The following is a 16790-nucleotide window of genomic DNA, read 5'->3' as shown; positions in this document are numbered from 1 at the left end:
GCGTCCTGCCCGCGGCCTGCGTCCGCCCCCGTGCGCACGCCGCAGGGCCTCAGCGGTATGTATGGGCCCGACAAAACGTGACCGTCCGGCATTGTGGCAGTCCACTGCTTGACCGGGCGCCGGGGTACCGTGATCAGCCCGTCGGCGGCGCCCTGATCAGGGGGGAACGGCCGGTCAGCGCGGGGCGACCGTGCAGGTGTGGGTGGTGCAGGCGGTGCCTGGAGTGACGCGCAGCCGGAGCGCCGGAGCGGTCGCCAGGACCGTGACGGAGGGGTCGGCGGCGAGCACCGCGCGGACCGGACGGTCCCACACCACCTCGAACGGCTTCCCGGTGCGCGGCGGCTCGGCCACGCACAGTGACGCCGTCCGGCCACCGTGCCGCCCGTGCGCGGTCCGCGCCGGCCGTTCGCGCAGCAGCACGCTCGCGGGTGCCGAGACGGCCAGGCCGCCGGCCGATCCGGCCTGCCAGAAGTTGGCGGCGGTCAGCCCGAGCGAGGGGACGGCGACCGCCTGCCGTTCGCCGGTGTTGGCGAGGACGGTCAGCCAGCGGCGGTCGGCGGCCCGGGCGGCGAGGGCGCGCGGGCCCGCTCCGGGCATCAGCAGGTACGCGTACGCGGCGTCCGCCGGGTCGGTGCCGTGGTCGATCCACAGGGTCAGGTAGCGGCGGGTGAACGGGTCGGGCGAGCCGCCGGTGTTGATGTCGCTCCACGCGCCCGTCCGGGTGTCGCGCAGCGCGTGCGGGACCGTTTCCCCGCCGCCGGGGACGCGGGGGAAGACGTACCCGCCGTGCCCGGCCAGATGGATCCAGCGGGCGCGCGGGAAGGCCAGCGGACGGCCGGGCGCCGCGGGCTGCCGTACACCGTCGACGGTCAGCGCCTGCGTGCCCGACGCACCCAGGTTGCGGTTGTCCACGACCGTCTCGGCGGGCACCCCGTCGCGGGAGGTGATGCCCGCGCCCAGGCAGACCACGCAGTCCGCGGCGAAGAACCAGGACTTCTTGGCGCGCAGGGTGGAGGACAGGCCGCGCACGTCCTGCCCGACCGCGGCGAACTCGCCGTCGGTGGTGCCGCCCACCCACCGCGCGGCCGGCTTGGGCAGGCCCCAGCCGCCGCCCTCGTTGTCGGCCAGCCGCTTGGCGGACACGGTCGTGCCGGGCAGGCGGTACGGGTCGACGGTGGGCCAGAAGGCGTCCGTGTACTGGTCGTTCGCGAAGTCCCGGCCCCACCAGTAGAGCATTCCGGCGCCGGTGTGCCAGCCGCGCGGGTTCTCGCCGTTGCCGTTCTCGTAGTACGTGATGCGGTCCGAGGCCATGGCCAGGCCGGCGGCCCAGCCGGGGCGGCGGTGCACGGCCCGGTCCATGGCCGGGAAGAGGCGGTGGGCGACCGGTTCCGGTGCGACCGGGCAGCCGTCGTCCGCGAGCCCTTTGAGGCGGGCGAGGTCGGCGATCTCGTACTGCCGGTCGGCGAGCACCGGGTAACTCGTGTCCCGCCGCATCCAGCCCCGGACCCTCGCCTGCCAGCGCTCCCGCTCCCGGGGCGCGGCCGCCTCCGCCAGGAGGGCGACGGCGGCGACCAGGGCGTGCCCGTGGAAGTGGTCGCCGCGCATCACCCGGCGCTCGTCGGCGCGCAGATAGCCGCGGCTGACGGCGCGTCCGTTGACGCTGTCCATCATCAGGCCGTTGTAGAGCAGCGGCGCGTAGGCGTGCTCCACGCTGTCGAAGATGATCTGGCGCTTCGGGTCGGTGACGGCCCAGTCGGTCCCGCCGAGCAGGGTGAAGAGGCGGCCGAGCCCGTCGAGCAGGACGAAGCCGTAGGTGCCGGAGTAGGCGACCCAGGTGTGCTGGACGAAGGAGCCGTCGGCGTAGAGGCCGTCACCCTTGGTGACGTACGGGAAGACCGGGGACAGCGCGTCGCGGGCCAGCGCGATCTTCGCCGGGGCCCGGCCGAGGATGCCGCGCAGCGCGACGACGCGGCACAGGTCGACGCGGTTGGCACCGGTGCTGGTGCCGGTGTAGTCACCGAGCATGCCGTCCGGGACGAAGTGGTCGACGGCGGCCAGGTACCGGGACCGCCGGTCCGCGCCGAGCTGCTCGTACAGCATCGCGACGGTGTCCAGGAGGAGGCGGGGGCTGCCGATCTGCCACTCCCACCAGTTGCCGTAGCGCGCCGTACCCGAGTGGTAGACCGTGTCGTGCACATGGTCCAGGCCCTTGACGACGTCGGCGGCGAGGGCGGCGTCCCCGGTCAGGCCGGTGCCGGGCTGGGCGTGGGCGCGGGCCATGGTGGCGAGGCGGCTGTAGCTGCGGGTGATGCCGGCCGGCGGGTCGAAGGGGCTGTCGGGCCAGAGCGAGCCGGCGGCCGGGCGCATGGCCGCGCGGAAGCCGCGGGCCAGTTCGCCGGTCTCCTTCAGACGGGCGGCGTACGGTTCGGCGGCGGGGTCGAACCCGGTGCCGAGCTGGATGCCGAGCCAGCGGCGGCGCAGGGTCTCGTACGGATCGGCGTCGGCGGCGTGCGCGGCGGCCGGCCCGGTGAGCGCGGGCGTCAGCGCCAGGCCGAGCGCGCCCGCTCCGGAGAAGCCGAGGAAGCCCCGGCGGGACCAGACGGGGGAAGGCGGCACGGTCCGTCCTCTCCGTGAACGTCGCGTACGTACGGAAGCGGTCTGGTGGAACGGTGTCCGACGGTCTAGCACGGGCTCCGGCGCTCCGACAATGCCCATGACACGCCCACCGTCCGCGACCCGTCCGCCGCGGAACACCCCGGATCACTCCCCCGTGGATCAAATGTTGAAACTTGAACTAGATCGCGCTACGCTCAATCTCGTTGAAGGTTAAACAAACCCTTTCCGAGGAGGAGCCATGGCTCTGTTCACCCGCAAGCGCGCCACGGCCACGGACGCCGGCCGCACCCCCCACCGGCCCGCCGCCGTCCTCGACGCCGACCCGGCCCTCGCCGCCCTGACCGGCGACTACACCATCGACCCGGCGCACAGCCGGATCGGCTTCACCGTCCGGCACGCCATGGTCACCAACGTCCGCGGCGCCTTCGGCACCCACGAAGGCACCCTCCACCTGGACGGCACCGACCCGGCCCGCTCCACCGCCGCCGTCGACGTCACGATCGCCTCCGTCGACACCGGCATCGCCGACCGCGACGCCCACCTGCGCGGCGCCGACTTCTTCGACGCCGACACCTTCCCGCTGATGACGTTCCGCTCCACCGCCGCCGAGCGGGTCGGCGGCGACACCTACCGGATCACCGGCGACCTGACGATCAAGGACGTCACCCGGCCGCTCACCATCGACCTGGAGTTCCAGGGCACGGCCACCGACGTGTACGGCGCCGAGCGTGTCGGCTTCGAGGGCAGCGCCGAGATCCTGCGCTCCGACTGGGGCCTGACCTGGAACGCGGCGCTGGAGACCGGCGGCGTGATGGTCAGCGACAAGGTCAAGCTCACCTTCGACATCTCCGCGGTGAAGGCCGCCGCCGCCTGAGCCCCGCCCTGCGCCGGGCGGCACAGCGTCCGCCGAAACCCCGCGGCCCCGCACCGGACTTCCCCCAAGGACCGGTGCGGGGCCGCGGTCACTCCCGCGTGCCGCGGGCTACTCCTGCGGCTCGACCCCGGCCCGCATCAGCCCGAACGCGTACGCGTCGTCCAGTGCCTGCCACGACGCGGCGATGACGTTCTCGGCGACACCGACCGTGGACCACTCCCCCTGCCCGTCGCTGGTCGACACCAGCACCCGGGTGATCGAACCGGTGCCCACCCGGCCCTCCAGGATGCGGACCTTGTAGTCCACCAGCTCCAGCCCGGCCAACTGCGGGTAGATCCGCTCCAGCGCCACCCGCAGCGCCCGGTCCAGCGCGTGCACCGGACCGTTGCCCTCGGCGGTGGCCACCAGCCGCTCGCCCTTGGCCCACAGCTTCACCGTCGCCTCGTTGGCGTGCGTACCGTCCGGCCGGTCCTCGACGATCGCCCGCCACGACTCCACCCGGAAGTACCGGAGCGGCCGGCCCTCCGCCTCCTCGCGCAGCAGCAGTTCGAAGGAGGCGTCGGCGGCCTCGTACGTGTACCCCGCCAGCTCGCGCTCCTTGACCCGCTCCACGACCCGGCCGACCAGTTCCCGGTCGCCGCTCAGGTCGAAGCCCAGCTCCTTGCCCTTGAGCTCGATGGAGGCGCGCCCCGCCATGTCGGAGACCAGCATCCGCATGCTGTTGCCGACCAGCGCCGGGTCGATGTGCTGGTACAGGTCCGGATCGACCTTGATGGCGGAGGCGTGCAGCCCGGCCTTGTGCGCGAACGCGGAGACACCGACGTACGGCTGGTGGGTGGAGGGCGTGAGGTTGACGACCTCGGCGATGGCGTGCGAGATGCGGGTGGTCTCGGCCAGCTTGCCCTCGGGCAGCACCTGACGCCCGTACTTCAGCTCCAGGGCGGCCACGACCGGGAAGAGGTTGGAGTTGCCGACCCGCTCGCCGTAGCCGTTCGCGGTGCACTGCACGTGGGTGGCGCCCGCGTCCACGGCGGCGAGGGTGTTGGCCACCGCGCAGCCGGTGTCGTCCTGCGCGTGGATGCCCAGGCGCGCCCCGGTGTCCGCCAGCACGGTCCGTACGACGGCCGCGACCTGCGCGGGGAGCATGCCGCCGTTGGTGTCGCAGAGCACCACCACGTCGGCGCCGGCCTCGCTCGCGGTCCGGACGACCTGCTTGGCGTAGACCGGGTCGAGGGCGTACCCGTCGAAGAAGTGCTCGCAGTCCAGGAAGACCCGGCGGCCTCGCGCGCGCAGGTGGGCGACGGTGTCCCGCACCATCGCGAGGTTCTCCTCCGGGGTGGTGCGCAGCGCCAGCTCCACGTGCCGTACGTGCGACTTGGCGACCAGGGTGACGACCGGCGCCTGCGACTCCAGCAGCGCCGCGACCTGCGGGTCGTCCTCGACCCGTACGCCCGCCTTACGGGTGGCGCCGAAGGCGACCAGCCGGGCGTGCCGGAAGTCGAGCTCCGTACGGGCCCGCTCGAAGAACTCGGTGTCCCGGGGGTTGGCGCCGGGCCAGCCGCCCTCGATGAAGCCCACGCCGAAGTCGTCCAGGTGCCGGGCGATGGTCAGCTTGTCCGCGACGGTCAGGTTGATGCCCTCGCGCTGGGCTCCGTCGCGCAGCGTCGTGTCGAAGACGTGGAAGGCGTCGGACAACGCGGGGTCGGGTTCGGGTGCGTCCGTCATGGCTGGTCTGGCTCCTGTCGGGGTCTCGGTTTACCGGAATAACCGGTTCCACCGCCCCCTCGTGGTCCCGCGCGCTCCGCCTCCGGCGGAAGGTGGGCCGGAAACGAAAAGACCCCTCGCGGATGCGAGAGGTCTGCGCGCGGGTCTGGGGCGACGGTGACCGCGCCGTACTCGGGTGGGTACGGGGCGGTCACTGCGGACCGGCGCGCCTGCTGCCAATAATCGTGGCGAACGGGAGCATGGGGGCATCTTGCCATACGTTCCCGGAGGGGGGTCGGATGTCTCACAGTGCGGGCCACTGGGGGTGGCGATTCCTGTGTCCTCAAACGCCGGACGGGCTTGAGTTTGGCTGCGGGCAGTCAGGGGTGACCGATCCTGCGGCCTCACACGCCGGACAGGCTTGAGGCGGCTGCGGGCAGTCAGGGCGGCGGTTCCTGTGTCCTCAAACGCCGGACGGGCTTGAGTTTGGCTGCGGGCAGTCAGGGTGGCCAATCCTGCGGCCTCACACGCCGGACGGGCTTGAGGTGGCTGCGGGGCGGCAAGGGTGGCCGATCCTGTGGCCTCAAGCGCCGGACGGGCTTCGGTTTGGCTGCGGGCTTGATGTGGCCGGCTGCGCGGAGAGGGACGTGTCGTCTCCTTCCGGCTGCTTCACGCGGTGGAGGTCGATCGTCCTGGTTTCGCGCATCGTCACGTAGACGATCAAGGAGACCGCCGCGCAGCCGGCCACGTACCAGTAGTAGCCCGACTCGATGCCGCCCTTCTTGAACCACAGGGCCACGTATTCGGCGGTGCCGCCGAAGAGGGCGTTGGCGATGGCGTACGGGAGGGCGACGCCGAGGGCGCGGATACCCGTGGGGAAGAGTTCGGCCTTCACGCAGGCGTTGATCGAGGTGTAGCCGGTGACGACGAGCAGGGCGAGCAGGGAGAGGCCGAGGGCGGGCCAGAAGCTGCCGGCGTGCTGGAGGAGCGTCATGATCGGCACGGTCAGGAAGGTCGAGCCGACCGCGAAGGTGATCAGCAGCGGGCGGCGGCCGATGCGGTCGGAGAGCCGGCCCGCCAGCGGCTGGATGCACATGAACACGAACAGGGCGCAGAAGCTGACCAGCGAGGCGGTCGGCTTGTCCAGGCCGGCGCTGCCGGAGAGGTACTTGGTGAGGTAGGTCGTGTACGTGTAGTACGCGACGGTGCCGCCCATGGTGAGGGCGATGACGAGGAACGCCTCGCGCCGGTGCGCCCACAGCGCCTTGAGCGTGCCGCGCTCGGGGTCGTTCTGCGCGCTGTCGTCCTGCGCGTACACCTCCGTCTCCAGCATGTTGCGCCGAAGGTAGAAGACGACGGCCGCGCCGAGCGCGCCGATGATGAACGGGATGCGCCAGGCCCAGTTGTGCAGGGCGTCCTCGGACATGGTGCGCTGGAGGACGATCTGCAGGCCGAGTCCGAGGAGCTGGCCCGCGGTCATGGACACGTACTGGAAGCTGGAGGCGAAGCCGCGCCGCCCGGGGGCGGACGCCTCGGTGAGGTAGGTGGCGCTGGCCGCGTACTCACCGCCGACCGAGAGTCCTTGCAGCATGCGGGCGACGAGCAGGACGGCGACGCCGCCGTACCCGGCCACCGCGTAGGTCGGCGCGACGGCGATGAGGACGGCCGAGGCGGACATCAGCGTGACGGTGAGGGTCAGCGCGGCCTTGCGGCCCTTGCGGTCACCGACCCGGCCGAGCACCCAGCCGCCCACCGGCCGCATGAAGAAGCCGACCGCGAAGATCCCCATGGTGTTCATGAGGTTGGCGGTGTCGTTCCCCTTCGGGAAGAACGAGTCGGCGAAGTACACCGCGAAACTGGCGTACACGAACCAGTCGAACCACTCGACCATGTTGCCGGCCGAGCCGACCCAGATCTTCTTCCACTGCTCTCGTCCCATGTCGGATCACGGTCGCCGACGCCGCCCGCCGCGGCAAGAGTTCAGCGGGCAACGATCACGCTTCGTTACCTGCGGGGTATGCACGCCGGCCGGCGCGTACGGCGTGGCGCCGCCCTGCCCTTCAGCGGACGTGCCGCAGGAACACGTCGGTCTCGTGGTTGGTGTCGCCGTCGACCAGGTCGTCGAGGTGCGACTCGAAGACGGCCTCGCGGCCGTCCGGTGTCATCGCGTCGGGTCCGGCGGTGGCCGCCCGGGGCTTGCCGTCGGTGCCGGGGCTGACCAGGGTGTCCCTGCCGGTCCGCAGGTCCTTGACGTACAACCCGTACTCGACGCCGGCGTAGCGCAGCAGCAGGCGCCGGCCGTCCGGGCTGATCGCGTCCGCGGCGGCGTACTGGTTGCCGTTGATGCCGTCCACGCGCCGGACCGCGCCGGTGCGGGTGTCGCGGACGAAGACGTAGGAGCGGGCTTCGTCGGGTACCGGCACGATGTTCTTGGCCGACGAGTTGAAGGCGACGGTACGGCCGTCGGCGCTGATCAGCGGGTCGGTGGAGCCGGAGGTGGCGGGACGGCCGTCGGCGGTGGTGTCGATCTGCCGCTGCTCGCCGGTCCGCAGGTCCGCGAGACGGATGTCGGCCCAGTCGCGCTCGCCGCCGGGGCCGCCGCCGCGCCGACTGCGTTCCCGGTAGGCCACCTTGCCGCCGTCGGCGCTGATGCGCGGCGAGTCGTAGCCGCGGCCCTCCTTGGCGGGCACCCTGCTGGCGCGGCGCGTCGTGCCGGTCTTGCGGTCGCGTACGTAGATGCGGCCCAAGTCCTCGTTCGCCGGGGGGACGGCGGCCTGCGTGCCCTGGAAGGCGACGTAGCGGCCGTCGGCGCTGAGCGACGGGGTCTCGCCGCCGGTGAAGCCCGCGTCCAGGTCCAGGTCGACGCGTTCGAGGCGGCCGGTACGGATCTCGTAGACGTATACGTGGTACCTCCCGTCCGTCTCGGCGTCGAAGGCCACGTAGCGGCTGTCCGCGCTGATCGTGGCGAAGTCGGCGTTGCCCGGGCCGAGTGGGGCGTTGAGGCGGCGGGTGGTGCCGGTGCGGCGGTCGCGCAGGAAGACGTCATGCACGAGGGTGCCGTCGTTGTCGTCGCCCGGCACGAGGTTGTCGGCCTCCGAGTCGAAGGCGACATACCGGCCGTCGGGGCTGATCGCGGCGTTGAACGAACCGCCGCCGACCGCTTCCGAGCCGTCGGGCGCGGTGTCGACCCGTTCGGTACGGGGCCCGTGGCCGCCCGCCGCCACCGCGGGCGCGTCGGCACCGCTCAGCGCCGCCGCCCCGATGAGGACGGCGGCCGCGACGGCCCCCGGTACCGCACGTCTGCCGCTGTCCGTCCGCACGCCCATGTTTCCCCCGGAAACACCCGCCTCCGGCCCTGCGCCGGAGCGCCAAGGGATACAACCGCATCAGCCGCGACAGGGTCAATGCGCTCTTTTCCGTACAACCGGGGCTGGGTGTCAGATGTCCGGCCTCAGGTGTCAAGTGCCGGTTGTCAGGCGTCAGGCGTCAGGCGTCAAGCGTCAGGTGCCGGGGGTCAGGCGTCCGCGGTCACGGCCCTCCGCGGGCCGCAGCGCCTCGTCCAGGAACTCCCCCACGTGCCGCAGCACCTGCTGCCGGTCCAGGCCCGGCAGCCCGACGACGAGATGGGTGCTGAAGCCGTCCAGCAGCGCGCGCGTACGCGTGGCGAAGCGCTCCGCGTCCACGGCCCGCAGCTCGCCCTTCGACGCGCCTTCGACCAGCAGCGCCACCAGGTCGCGGTGCCAGGCCAGTTCGAGGTCGAGCTGGCGCTCGCGGGTCTCGTCGTCCGCGTTCTGCGAGCGGTTCCACACCTCCAGCCACAGGGTCCAGCGCGGGTCCCGGTGCCCCTCGGGGAGGTACAGGTCCACCAGCGTGTCGAGACGTTCGCGCACCGGGGCGCGGTGGGCGAGCGCGGCCCGCCGCCGGGCGCCGAGCTGCTCCTCGCTCCACTGGAGGGTCTGGAGCAGCAGCTCGTCCTTCGTACCGAAGTAGTAGAGGATGTGCCCGCTGCTCATCCCGACCTCGCGGCCCAGCCCGGCCATGGTCAGCCGGTCCAGGCCCGACTCGGCGATGGTGGCCATGGCGGCGGCGAGGACCTGCTCGCGCGGCTGGGTGAGCCGCCGCCGCGGCCGTCGGACCGGTCCGGGCACGGGAACCTCCGGGAACGTCACACTGTGCCCACCTTGGGCTGCTGCTGGGTGATGCAGTGGATGCCACCGCCCGCTGCGAAGATCGTACGGGCGTCGACCGGCGCCACCGTCCGCTCCGGGAACAGCCGCCGGAAGATCCCGGCCGCCTCCTCGTCGCGCGGATCGTCGAAGGCGCACAACACGACGCCGCCGTTGCACAGGTAATGGTTGATGTACGAGTAGTCCACCACCTCACCCTCCGCCTCGACGACGGTCGGCGCGGGCACCTCCACCACCTCCAGCCGCCGGCCGCGCGCGTCCGTCGCGGAGCGCAGCAGCCCGACGATCTCCTCGCACACCTCGTGGTCGGGGTGGGCCGGGTCGGGCTGGGTGTGCGCGACGACGACGCCGGGCCGGGCGAACGCCGCGACGATGTCCACGTGGCCGCGGGTGCCGAACTGCCCGTAGTCGGCGGTCAGTCCGCGCGGCAGCCAGATCGCCTTCGTGGTGCCGAGGCCGGCATGGACCTCCGCCTCGGCCTCCTCGCGCGTACGGCCGGGGTTACGCCCGGGATCAAGCTGCACGGTCTCCGTCAGCAGGACCGTTCCCGCACCGTCCACGTGCAGGCCGCCACCCTCGTTGACCAGCGACGACCGGTACGTACGGGCTCCGGCCAGCCCGGCCACGTACCCGCCGACCCCGGCGTCCCGCTCCCAGCGGGCCCAGTCCTGGCCGCCCCAGCCGTTGAAGACCCAGTCGGTGGCGGCCAGCCGTCCGGTCCCGTCCGTCAGGAAGGTCGGCCCGATGTCCCGCATCCACGCGTCGTCCAGCGGCCGCTCGACGACCTCGATCTCCGGGCCGAGCAGGTGCCGCGCCCCGTCGCCCTGCCCGGTGCCCGCCACGACCGTGACCGGCTCGAAGCGGCGCACGGCCCGGGCGACGGCGGCCCAGGCCCGGCGGGCCCGCTCCAGCGCCTCGCCGCCCTCCTCGCCGAAGGTGGCGTTGGGCCCGGGCCAGGCCATCCAGGTCCGGTCGTGCGGGGCCCACTCGGCGGGCATGCGGAAGCCGTCGGCTGCGGGGGTGGTCATGGGCGGGGCCGTCATGGGCGGGGTCCTCCGGACTCGGGCGGGACAGGGGCCGGGCGGGGTGGGGCGGGGCGGTCCCCGTCCGGACCGCCCCGCGGCCTGGGCGCGGCACTGCGCCGCCGATTTAGTGCGGCACTCTAACTTGGTTCTCCGCAGGTGCCAAGCATCAGGTGAAGCCCTGGCGCCATAACCTCGTTTGCTTAGAGCAGCACTCAAACATGCGCCACGCACCGCGGAGCGCCTTGTCCGTGATCACGCACGCCGTGCCGGATGCGGTATCGCGACCGGGTGGCGCGCAGCGACTCTGCGGACCGACCAGGTGTGGATCGCCCTCTCCGGCGGATCGACCACCGTGTCCGGTTCTCAGCGAACCGTCGCCCGGGTCGTGAAACCCCGGGTCGATCACATAGCGAGCCGCATAACGTCCGGGGTGCCCGGTATCGAGGTACGGGAATTCATTGCCGCGGCAGCACATATGGACTGGATCGGACGGGCGCTGCTTTTCGTGTTCCTGGCGAGCGCGGGATCGGCCCTGCTGATACTTGTGCGACCAGGGTTGCCCCGGGATGCCCCGGGAATGTCACCGCCATGAAGGTCAGCATGGATCTGCTCGGACACCCGCTGTTCCGGAAACTGGGGTCGCTGAATCTCCGTACGGCCGATTTCGTCATCGCCGGCAGCGGGCCCCTGCTGGCGCACGGCATCGAGCCGGACATCGGGGACCTCGACGTCGTGACCCGGGGAGCCGCCTGGGAAAGGGCGGCCGGTCTGGGTGATCCGGTTCCGGCCCCGCTGGGGTACGTCGAGCACGTCCTGTTCTTCGCCGGGGACGTCGAGGTGTTGAACGGCTGGTTCGAGTACAGCGTCGACGAGCTGATCGGAGAAGCCGATGTATTCTGCGGCCTGAATTTCTCCCCGCTCCGAAGAGTGCTGGAGTGGAAGACAGAGCTGGCCCGGGAAAAGGACCACGCCGATATCGAGGCCATTCACCGGTATCTGCGTACGCACACCTGAGAGACGCCCGTGGCGCCCTTTTCGCCATGCCGGCGCCGGCCGCTTCCGGGCGGAAAGGACGAACGGCCGCCCGGCGACATACCGGACGGCCGTTCGTCGTCGTACGGGGCGGATCAGCCCAGCGGGTGCATCCAGCCGTGCGTGTCGGGGGCGGCGCCGGTCTGGAGGTCCAGGAGGGCCTTGCGGAGCTTCATGGTGACCTCGCCGGGCTTGCCGTCGCCGACGGTCCAGGAGGCGGCCTCGGACTTGACGGAGCCGACGGGGGTGATCACGGCGGCGGTGCCGCAGGCGAAGACCTCGGTGAGGGAGCCGTCCTCGGTGGCGGCCTTCCAGTCCTCGACCGAGATGCGGCCCTCGGCGGCCTCGTAGCCGAGGTCGGTGGCGATCTTCAGGAGGGAGTCGCGGGTGATGCCCGGGAGCAGGGAGCCGGACAGCTCCGGGGTGACGATCTTGTTCCCGTACACGAAGTACAGGTTCATGCCGCCCATCTCCTCGATCCAGCGGCGCTCCAGGGCGTCCAGCCAGACGACCTGGTCGCAGCCGTGCTGGGCGGCCTGCGCCTGGGCGACGAGGGACGCCGCGTAGTTGCCGCCGGTCTTGGCGGCGCCGGTGCCCCCGCGCACGGCGCGCACGTACTCCTGGGAGAGCCAGACGGAGACCGGCTTGACGCCGCCGGTGAAGTAGGCGCCGGCCGGCGAGGCGATCACGATGAACAGGTACTCGTTGGCAGGCCGGACGCCCAGCCCGACCTCGCTCGCGATCATGAAGGGACGCAGGTAGAGCGATTCCTCGCCGTTGGTCGGCACCCAGTTCTTGTCCTGCTTGACCAGGGCGTCGCAGGCCTCGACGAACGTCTCGACGGGCAGCTCGGGCATACCGAGGCGGCGGGCGGACGCCTGGAAGCGCCGGGCGTTGGCGTCCGGGCGGAAGGTGGCGACGGTGCCGTCGGGCTGGCGGTACGCCTTCAGGCCCTCGAAGATCGTCTGCGCGTAGTGCAGCGTCATGTTGGCCGGGTCCATGGACAGCGGGGCGTACGGCACCAGCTGGGCGTCGTGCCAGCCGCGGCCTTCCGTCCACTTGATCGTCACCATGTGGTCGGTGAAGTAACGGCCGAAGCCGGGGCTGGCCAGGGCCCGCTCCCGCTCCGCGTCGGAGAGCGGGTGGGAGGAGGGCTTGAGCTCGATCGTGGGCGTCGTCATGAGTGCGTGTCCTTCACCGGTGAGGTTGTGGGGCCGCGCTCACGAAGTCCTTGTCGGTACAGGACGTCCGGTATTTCCCCTCGTACAGCGGCTCCACGTTCGATTATCGCTCCCGAGGTACCGGGGACGGAAATGCCGTGCTGCGGCGAGGGTGGGACGCCGTGGTCCGAAGGCGGATCCGTGTGCGCCTGCCAGGGATCGATGGTCGCACCCAACCCGGCGGTAGCACAGTCGCGGATCTGCGCGACAGCGCCGGGCCGGTGCGGCCCGGCGCTGTCGGTCAGCGCGTGTTCGCGCGGCGGGCGGCGGGCCTCAGCCCGCTACCCGCGCGGCGAGCGCGTCGCCGATCTCGCCGGTGGTACGGGGGGTTTCGCCCCGGTCCGCGAGGTCCGCGGCGACGGCCTTTTCGATACGGGCCGCCTCGGCGTCGTACCCGAGGTGCCGCAGGAGGAGAGCGGTGGACAGGACGGTGGCCGTGGGATCGGCCTTTCCGGTGCCCGCGATGTCCGGCGCCGAGCCGTGCACCGGCTCGAACATGGACGGGAAGGCGCCCGTGGGGTTGATGTTCCCGGAGGCGGCCAGGCCGATGCCGCCGGTGACGGCCGCGGCGAGGTCGGTGAGGATGTCGCCGAAGAGGTTGTCGGTGACGATCACGTCGAACCGCTCGGGCTGTGTGACGAAGAAGATCGTCGCGGCGTCGACGTGCAGATAGTCGGTGCTGACCTCGGGGTACTCCTCGCCCACCTGGTCGAAGATCTTCTTCCACATGTGGCCGGCGTGCACCAGGACGTTGTTCTTGTGCACCAGCGTCAGCTTCTTGCGCGGCCGCGCCTCGGCCCGCTCGTACGCGTCCCTGACCACCCGTTCCACGCCGTACGCGGTGTTCAGGCTGACCTCGGTGGCGACCTCGTGCGGGGTGCCGGTGCGCAGGCTGCCGCCGTTGCCCGTGTACGGGCCCTCGGTGCCCTCCCGGACGACGACGAAGTCGATGTCGGGGCGGCCGGCGAGCGGCGTCGCGGTGTTCGGGAAGAGCTTGGAGGGGCGCAGGTTGACGTAGTGGTCGAAGGCGAAGCGCAGCTTCAGCAGCAGGCCGCGCTCCAGGATTCCGGACGGTACGGACGGGTCACCGATCGCACCGAGCAGGATCGCGTCGTGCTCCTTGAGCGACTCCAGCTCCGCGTCCGGCAAGGTCTCGCCGGTGGCGTGCCATCGCCGGGCGCCGAGGTCGTACTCCTTGGTTTCCAGCTTGACGTCCTGCGGGAGGGCCGCGCCGAGGACCTTCAGCCCTTGGGCCACGACCTCCTGGCCGATACCGTCACCGGGGATCACTGCGAGGCGAATGCTGCGAGACATGGCTGGACCCTACTCTCTGTCCCATTGGTTGACACGTGGTGTCCGGGATGCGGACACATGGACGGCCGGACACCTGCCGTTCACCCGCAGGGCCCCGGCCGGTCGGACAGTGATGCGACGTTGCGCCCCATGGACACACCACGCGTGGGCATCCCCGAACCGCTCGCGAGCCGGATGAGCATGCCCGAGCAGCACGAGTACCTCCGCACGAAGCTGACCCGCCGCGGGCTGCTGCGCACCTCCGCCGTGACCGCCGGCGCCGTCGCGGTCGGCGGTCTGCCGGCGGGGGCGGGGCCCGCCCAGGCCGCCGTCCCCTCCCCCACTTTGCTCTCCTCCCCCGCCACCGGCGCCGTGCACGGCTCGCTGGTCGCGCCGTTCGGCCGGCACCTGGCCTTCGGCGCCGACCCCCGGCACCAGATGCGCGTCTCGTGGCAGGTGCCGTTCGCGGTCAAGCGCCCGTTCCTGCGTGTGGGGCTGCGCCCCTGGGACCTGAGCCGCAAGATCCACGCCGAGGTGCGGGACCTGCACACGCCCGCGCTGAGCAAGAAGCTGCCCGCGGTGGACCAGTACTATCTGCACGCCGCGCTCGACGGCCTGCGCCCCGGCACCACGTACTACTACGGCGTCGGCCACGACGGCTTCGACCCCGCCGACTCCCGCCACTTCGGCACCCTCGGTACCTTCCGCACCGCCCCGGCCCGCGCCGAGCGGTTCGTCTTCACCGCCTTCGGCGACCAAGGCGTCAGCTACCACGCCCTCGCCAACGACCAGCTCATCCTGGGCCAGAACCCGTCCTTCCACCTGCACGCCGGCGACATCTGCTACGCCGACCCGGACGGCAGCGGCACCGAGCACGACACCTACGACGCGCGCCAGTGGGACCAGTTCCTCGCGCAGACCGAGTCGGTGGCCAAGACCGTGCCGTGGATGGTGACCACCGGCAACCACGACATGGAAGCCTGGTACTCCCCCAACGGGTACGGCGGCCAGCACGCCCGCTGGAGCCTGCCGGGCAACGGCCCGGACGCCGGGAACGCGCCCGGCGTCTACTCCTTCACCTACGGCAACGTCGCCGTCGTCGCGCTCGACGCCAACGACGTCTCGTACGAGATCCCCGCCAACCTCGGCGTCACCGACGGCAAGCAGACCAAGTGGCTGGACCGCAAGCTCGGCGAACTGCGCGCCGCCCGGGGCATCGACTTCATCGTCGTCTTCTTCCACCACTGCGCCTTCTCCACCACCAACGCGCACGCCTCCGAGGGCGGAGTACGCGACGCGTGGCTGCCGCTCTTCGAGAAGCACCAGGTGGACCTGGTGGTCAACGGCCACAACCATGTCTACGAGCGGACCGACGCCATCAAGGGCGGCCGGGTCTCCAAGAAGATGCCCGTCGGCGAGACGGTGGACTCCTCGCGTGAGGGCATCGTGTACGTCACGGCCGGGGGCGCGGGCAAGTCGCTGTACGACTTCCCGGTGCCCGACAGCTACGAGGGCCACGTCAAGGACCTCGACCACGTGGACACGTACCACTGGGCCGAGGGCAAGGTGAAGGTCAAGGAAGCCGCGCAGTGGTCACGGGTCCGCTACACCGGTTACTCCTTCATCGCGGTCGAGGTACTGCCCGGCCACCGGCCACGGATGAAGGTCACCGCGCTCGCCGAGTCCGGCGAGCGCATCGACCGCTTCGAGGTCACGCGGCGCCACTGAGCACGGCAGGGGCGGGCGTGCCCACGCGCTCGGCGCGCCGCACACCCGCCCGCCGGACGGCCCCCGGGCTCAGTGCCCGGTCGAGCCGCCGTTGTCCCGGCGGTCGAGCGCCCGCTGGAGCGCGGCGGCGGCGTTCTTGCGGTCGGCCTCGCCGGTCGCGCGGGCGGAGTGACGGATCCTGCGGACAGCGGTCTTGGTCATGATGCGTCTCCAATGCCAAAGCCCCGAGAGATGAACGGAAGCGTCCTTCCGGAAACGGCCGACACACGCGGGGGCCTCGGCGTCAGCAGGGATCACCTGCGCACACGCACCGGGCCGCACCCGCCGCCGCCCGATGGAGCGGAACGTTCGGCTCCTACAAAGCTAAGCCAGCGGAGCCGTGCTGTCTGCACAATTACTTGGGCTTCCTACTATTTGAGACGGGCCATGGCCTGAGGTGCTCGTTCGGGTGATCATCCGCTGATCGGTGCAGCCAAGGGGACACGGCTGCGTAGCGTGACGACGTCGCTCGTGCCTCGGGGCCGGGCGCGCCCACACTTGGGGAGGCGCCGAGATCATCGAGGGGTTCATCGAGGTGTCGCCGACAGGCTGCTACGCGCGCAGTCGGATCGCCAACAAGCTACGGCGTTCCGCTGACAGATACCTGGCCGATGGACCGTATGCCGGCCACCAGGACACCGATGTGATCCACGACCGCAAGGTCTGGATTCCTGACGTGATCATCGCTCTTGAGGATGCCGAGGCGCAGGACGTCACCGAACAAGGTGTCGGCATCAGAGCCACGGCTGTGGATGTGGTCGTCGAAGTGGTCTCCCCCGGTCACAACAGCGTCACCCGCGACCGCGTCCGTAAGCGCCGCGCCTACGCCCGTGCCGGCATCCCCGTCTACGTCCTCGTTGACGATCTTGACCTCCGCGGCACTGTCACCGTGTTCACCTCCCCGGTGGCCGAGAAGGCGGACTACGCGGCCGAGACGCGCGTCCCCCACGGCACCGACATCGCCATCCCCGAAGGCCCCGCCAAAGGCTTCGTCATCGGCGAATCGATCACCGGCCCGCCCCGCGGCGACAGCTGACCGGACACGGCCGACACGGACGGCCCGGCACCCCCA

The 16790-nt window shown here is 71.5% G+C and carries 13 protein-coding genes; 4 read left to right on the top strand and 9 right to left on the bottom strand.

Features of this window, described 5'->3' with window-relative positions:
* Nucleotides 1-174: 174 nt before the first annotated feature.
* Nucleotides 175-2616 (bottom strand): polysaccharide lyase 8 family protein, encoded by a 2442-nt coding sequence (locus ACZ4QV_RS03195; RefSeq protein ID WP_467762518.1) that lies wholly within the window; start codon nt 2614-2616, stop codon nt 175-177.
* 238 nt (nt 2617-2854) lie between these two features.
* Between ACZ4QV_RS03195 and ACZ4QV_RS03190 the strand changes: the two genes are divergently transcribed.
* On the top strand, nt 2855-3490 hold the full coding sequence (locus tag ACZ4QV_RS03190) for a YceI family protein (protein ID WP_361145852.1): 636 nt from the start codon (nt 2855-2857) through the stop codon (nt 3488-3490).
* Between the two features lie 108 nt (nt 3491-3598).
* Here ACZ4QV_RS03190 and cimA read toward each other — a convergent pair whose 3' ends face one another.
* The 5 genes from cimA to ACZ4QV_RS03165 all read right to left on the bottom strand — a co-directional run bounded on the left by cimA (nt 3599) and on the right by ACZ4QV_RS03165 (nt 10409).
* On the bottom strand, nt 3599-5215 hold the full coding sequence (gene cimA / locus ACZ4QV_RS03185) for a citramalate synthase (RefSeq protein WP_361145855.1): 1617 nt from the start codon (nt 5213-5215) through the stop codon (nt 3599-3601).
* A gap of 562 nt (nt 5216-5777) precedes the next feature.
* Nucleotides 5778-7133 (bottom strand): MFS transporter, encoded by a 1356-nt coding sequence (locus tag ACZ4QV_RS03180; protein WP_361145858.1) that lies wholly within the window; start codon nt 7131-7133, stop codon nt 5778-5780.
* A 121-nt stretch (nt 7134-7254) separates the two neighbouring features.
* Nucleotides 7255-8514, bottom strand: a complete 1260-nt coding sequence (locus ACZ4QV_RS03175) for a TolB family protein (RefSeq protein WP_467762517.1) — start codon at nt 8512-8514, stop codon at nt 7255-7257.
* A 180-nt stretch (nt 8515-8694) separates the two neighbouring features.
* On the bottom strand, nt 8695-9342 hold the full coding sequence (locus ACZ4QV_RS03170; RefSeq protein ID WP_361145862.1) for a TetR/AcrR family transcriptional regulator: 648 nt from the start codon (nt 9340-9342) through the stop codon (nt 8695-8697).
* Nucleotides 9343-9359: 17 nt separating this feature from the next.
* Nucleotides 9360-10409, bottom strand: coding sequence for an agmatine deiminase family protein (locus ACZ4QV_RS03165; RefSeq protein ID WP_361147325.1), 1050 nt, complete (start codon nt 10407-10409; stop codon nt 9360-9362).
* Nucleotides 10410-10994: 585 nt separating this feature from the next.
* Between ACZ4QV_RS03165 and ACZ4QV_RS03160 the strand changes: the two genes are divergently transcribed.
* A complete protein-coding gene (locus ACZ4QV_RS03160) occupies nt 10995-11420 on the top strand; it encodes a hypothetical protein (RefSeq protein WP_361145864.1) in 426 nt (141 codons plus the stop codon).
* 113 nt (nt 11421-11533) lie between these two features.
* On the opposite strand, the gene ACZ4QV_RS03155 is transcribed toward ACZ4QV_RS03160, so the two are convergent.
* Together ACZ4QV_RS03155 and ACZ4QV_RS03150 are read right to left on the bottom strand one after the other, a co-directional pair.
* Nucleotides 11534-12619, bottom strand: a complete 1086-nt coding sequence (locus tag ACZ4QV_RS03155; RefSeq protein WP_361145867.1) for a branched-chain amino acid aminotransferase — start codon at nt 12617-12619, stop codon at nt 11534-11536.
* Between the two features lie 312 nt (nt 12620-12931).
* Nucleotides 12932-13972: a 3-isopropylmalate dehydrogenase gene (locus tag ACZ4QV_RS03150; protein ID WP_361145870.1), complete on the bottom strand. Its 1041-nt coding sequence runs from the start codon at nt 13970-13972 to the stop codon at nt 12932-12934.
* A 129-nt stretch (nt 13973-14101) separates the two neighbouring features.
* On the opposite strand from ACZ4QV_RS03150, the gene ACZ4QV_RS03145 reads away from it, so the two are divergent.
* On the top strand, nt 14102-15679 hold the full coding sequence (locus tag ACZ4QV_RS03145) for a purple acid phosphatase family protein (RefSeq protein ID WP_361634569.1): 1578 nt from the start codon (nt 14102-14104) through the stop codon (nt 15677-15679).
* A 69-nt stretch (nt 15680-15748) separates the two neighbouring features.
* On the opposite strand, the gene ACZ4QV_RS03140 is transcribed toward ACZ4QV_RS03145, so the two are convergent.
* Nucleotides 15749-15880 carry a hypothetical protein gene (locus tag ACZ4QV_RS03140; protein WP_274535863.1) on the bottom strand — a complete coding sequence of 44 codons (132 nt, stop codon included), beginning with the start codon at nt 15878-15880 and terminating at the stop codon, nt 15749-15751.
* Between the two features lie 352 nt (nt 15881-16232).
* Between ACZ4QV_RS03140 and ACZ4QV_RS03135 the strand changes: the two genes are divergently transcribed.
* Nucleotides 16233-16754, top strand: a complete 522-nt coding sequence (locus ACZ4QV_RS03135; RefSeq protein WP_361614680.1) for a Uma2 family endonuclease — start codon at nt 16233-16235, stop codon at nt 16752-16754.
* Nucleotides 16755-16790 lie beyond the last annotated feature (36 nt).

This window comes from Streptomyces sp. NPDC026394 (genome assembly GCF_055567735.1).
The sequence above is the reverse complement of the archived record's forward strand: the minus strand, read 5'-3'. Positions and strand labels throughout refer to the sequence as shown.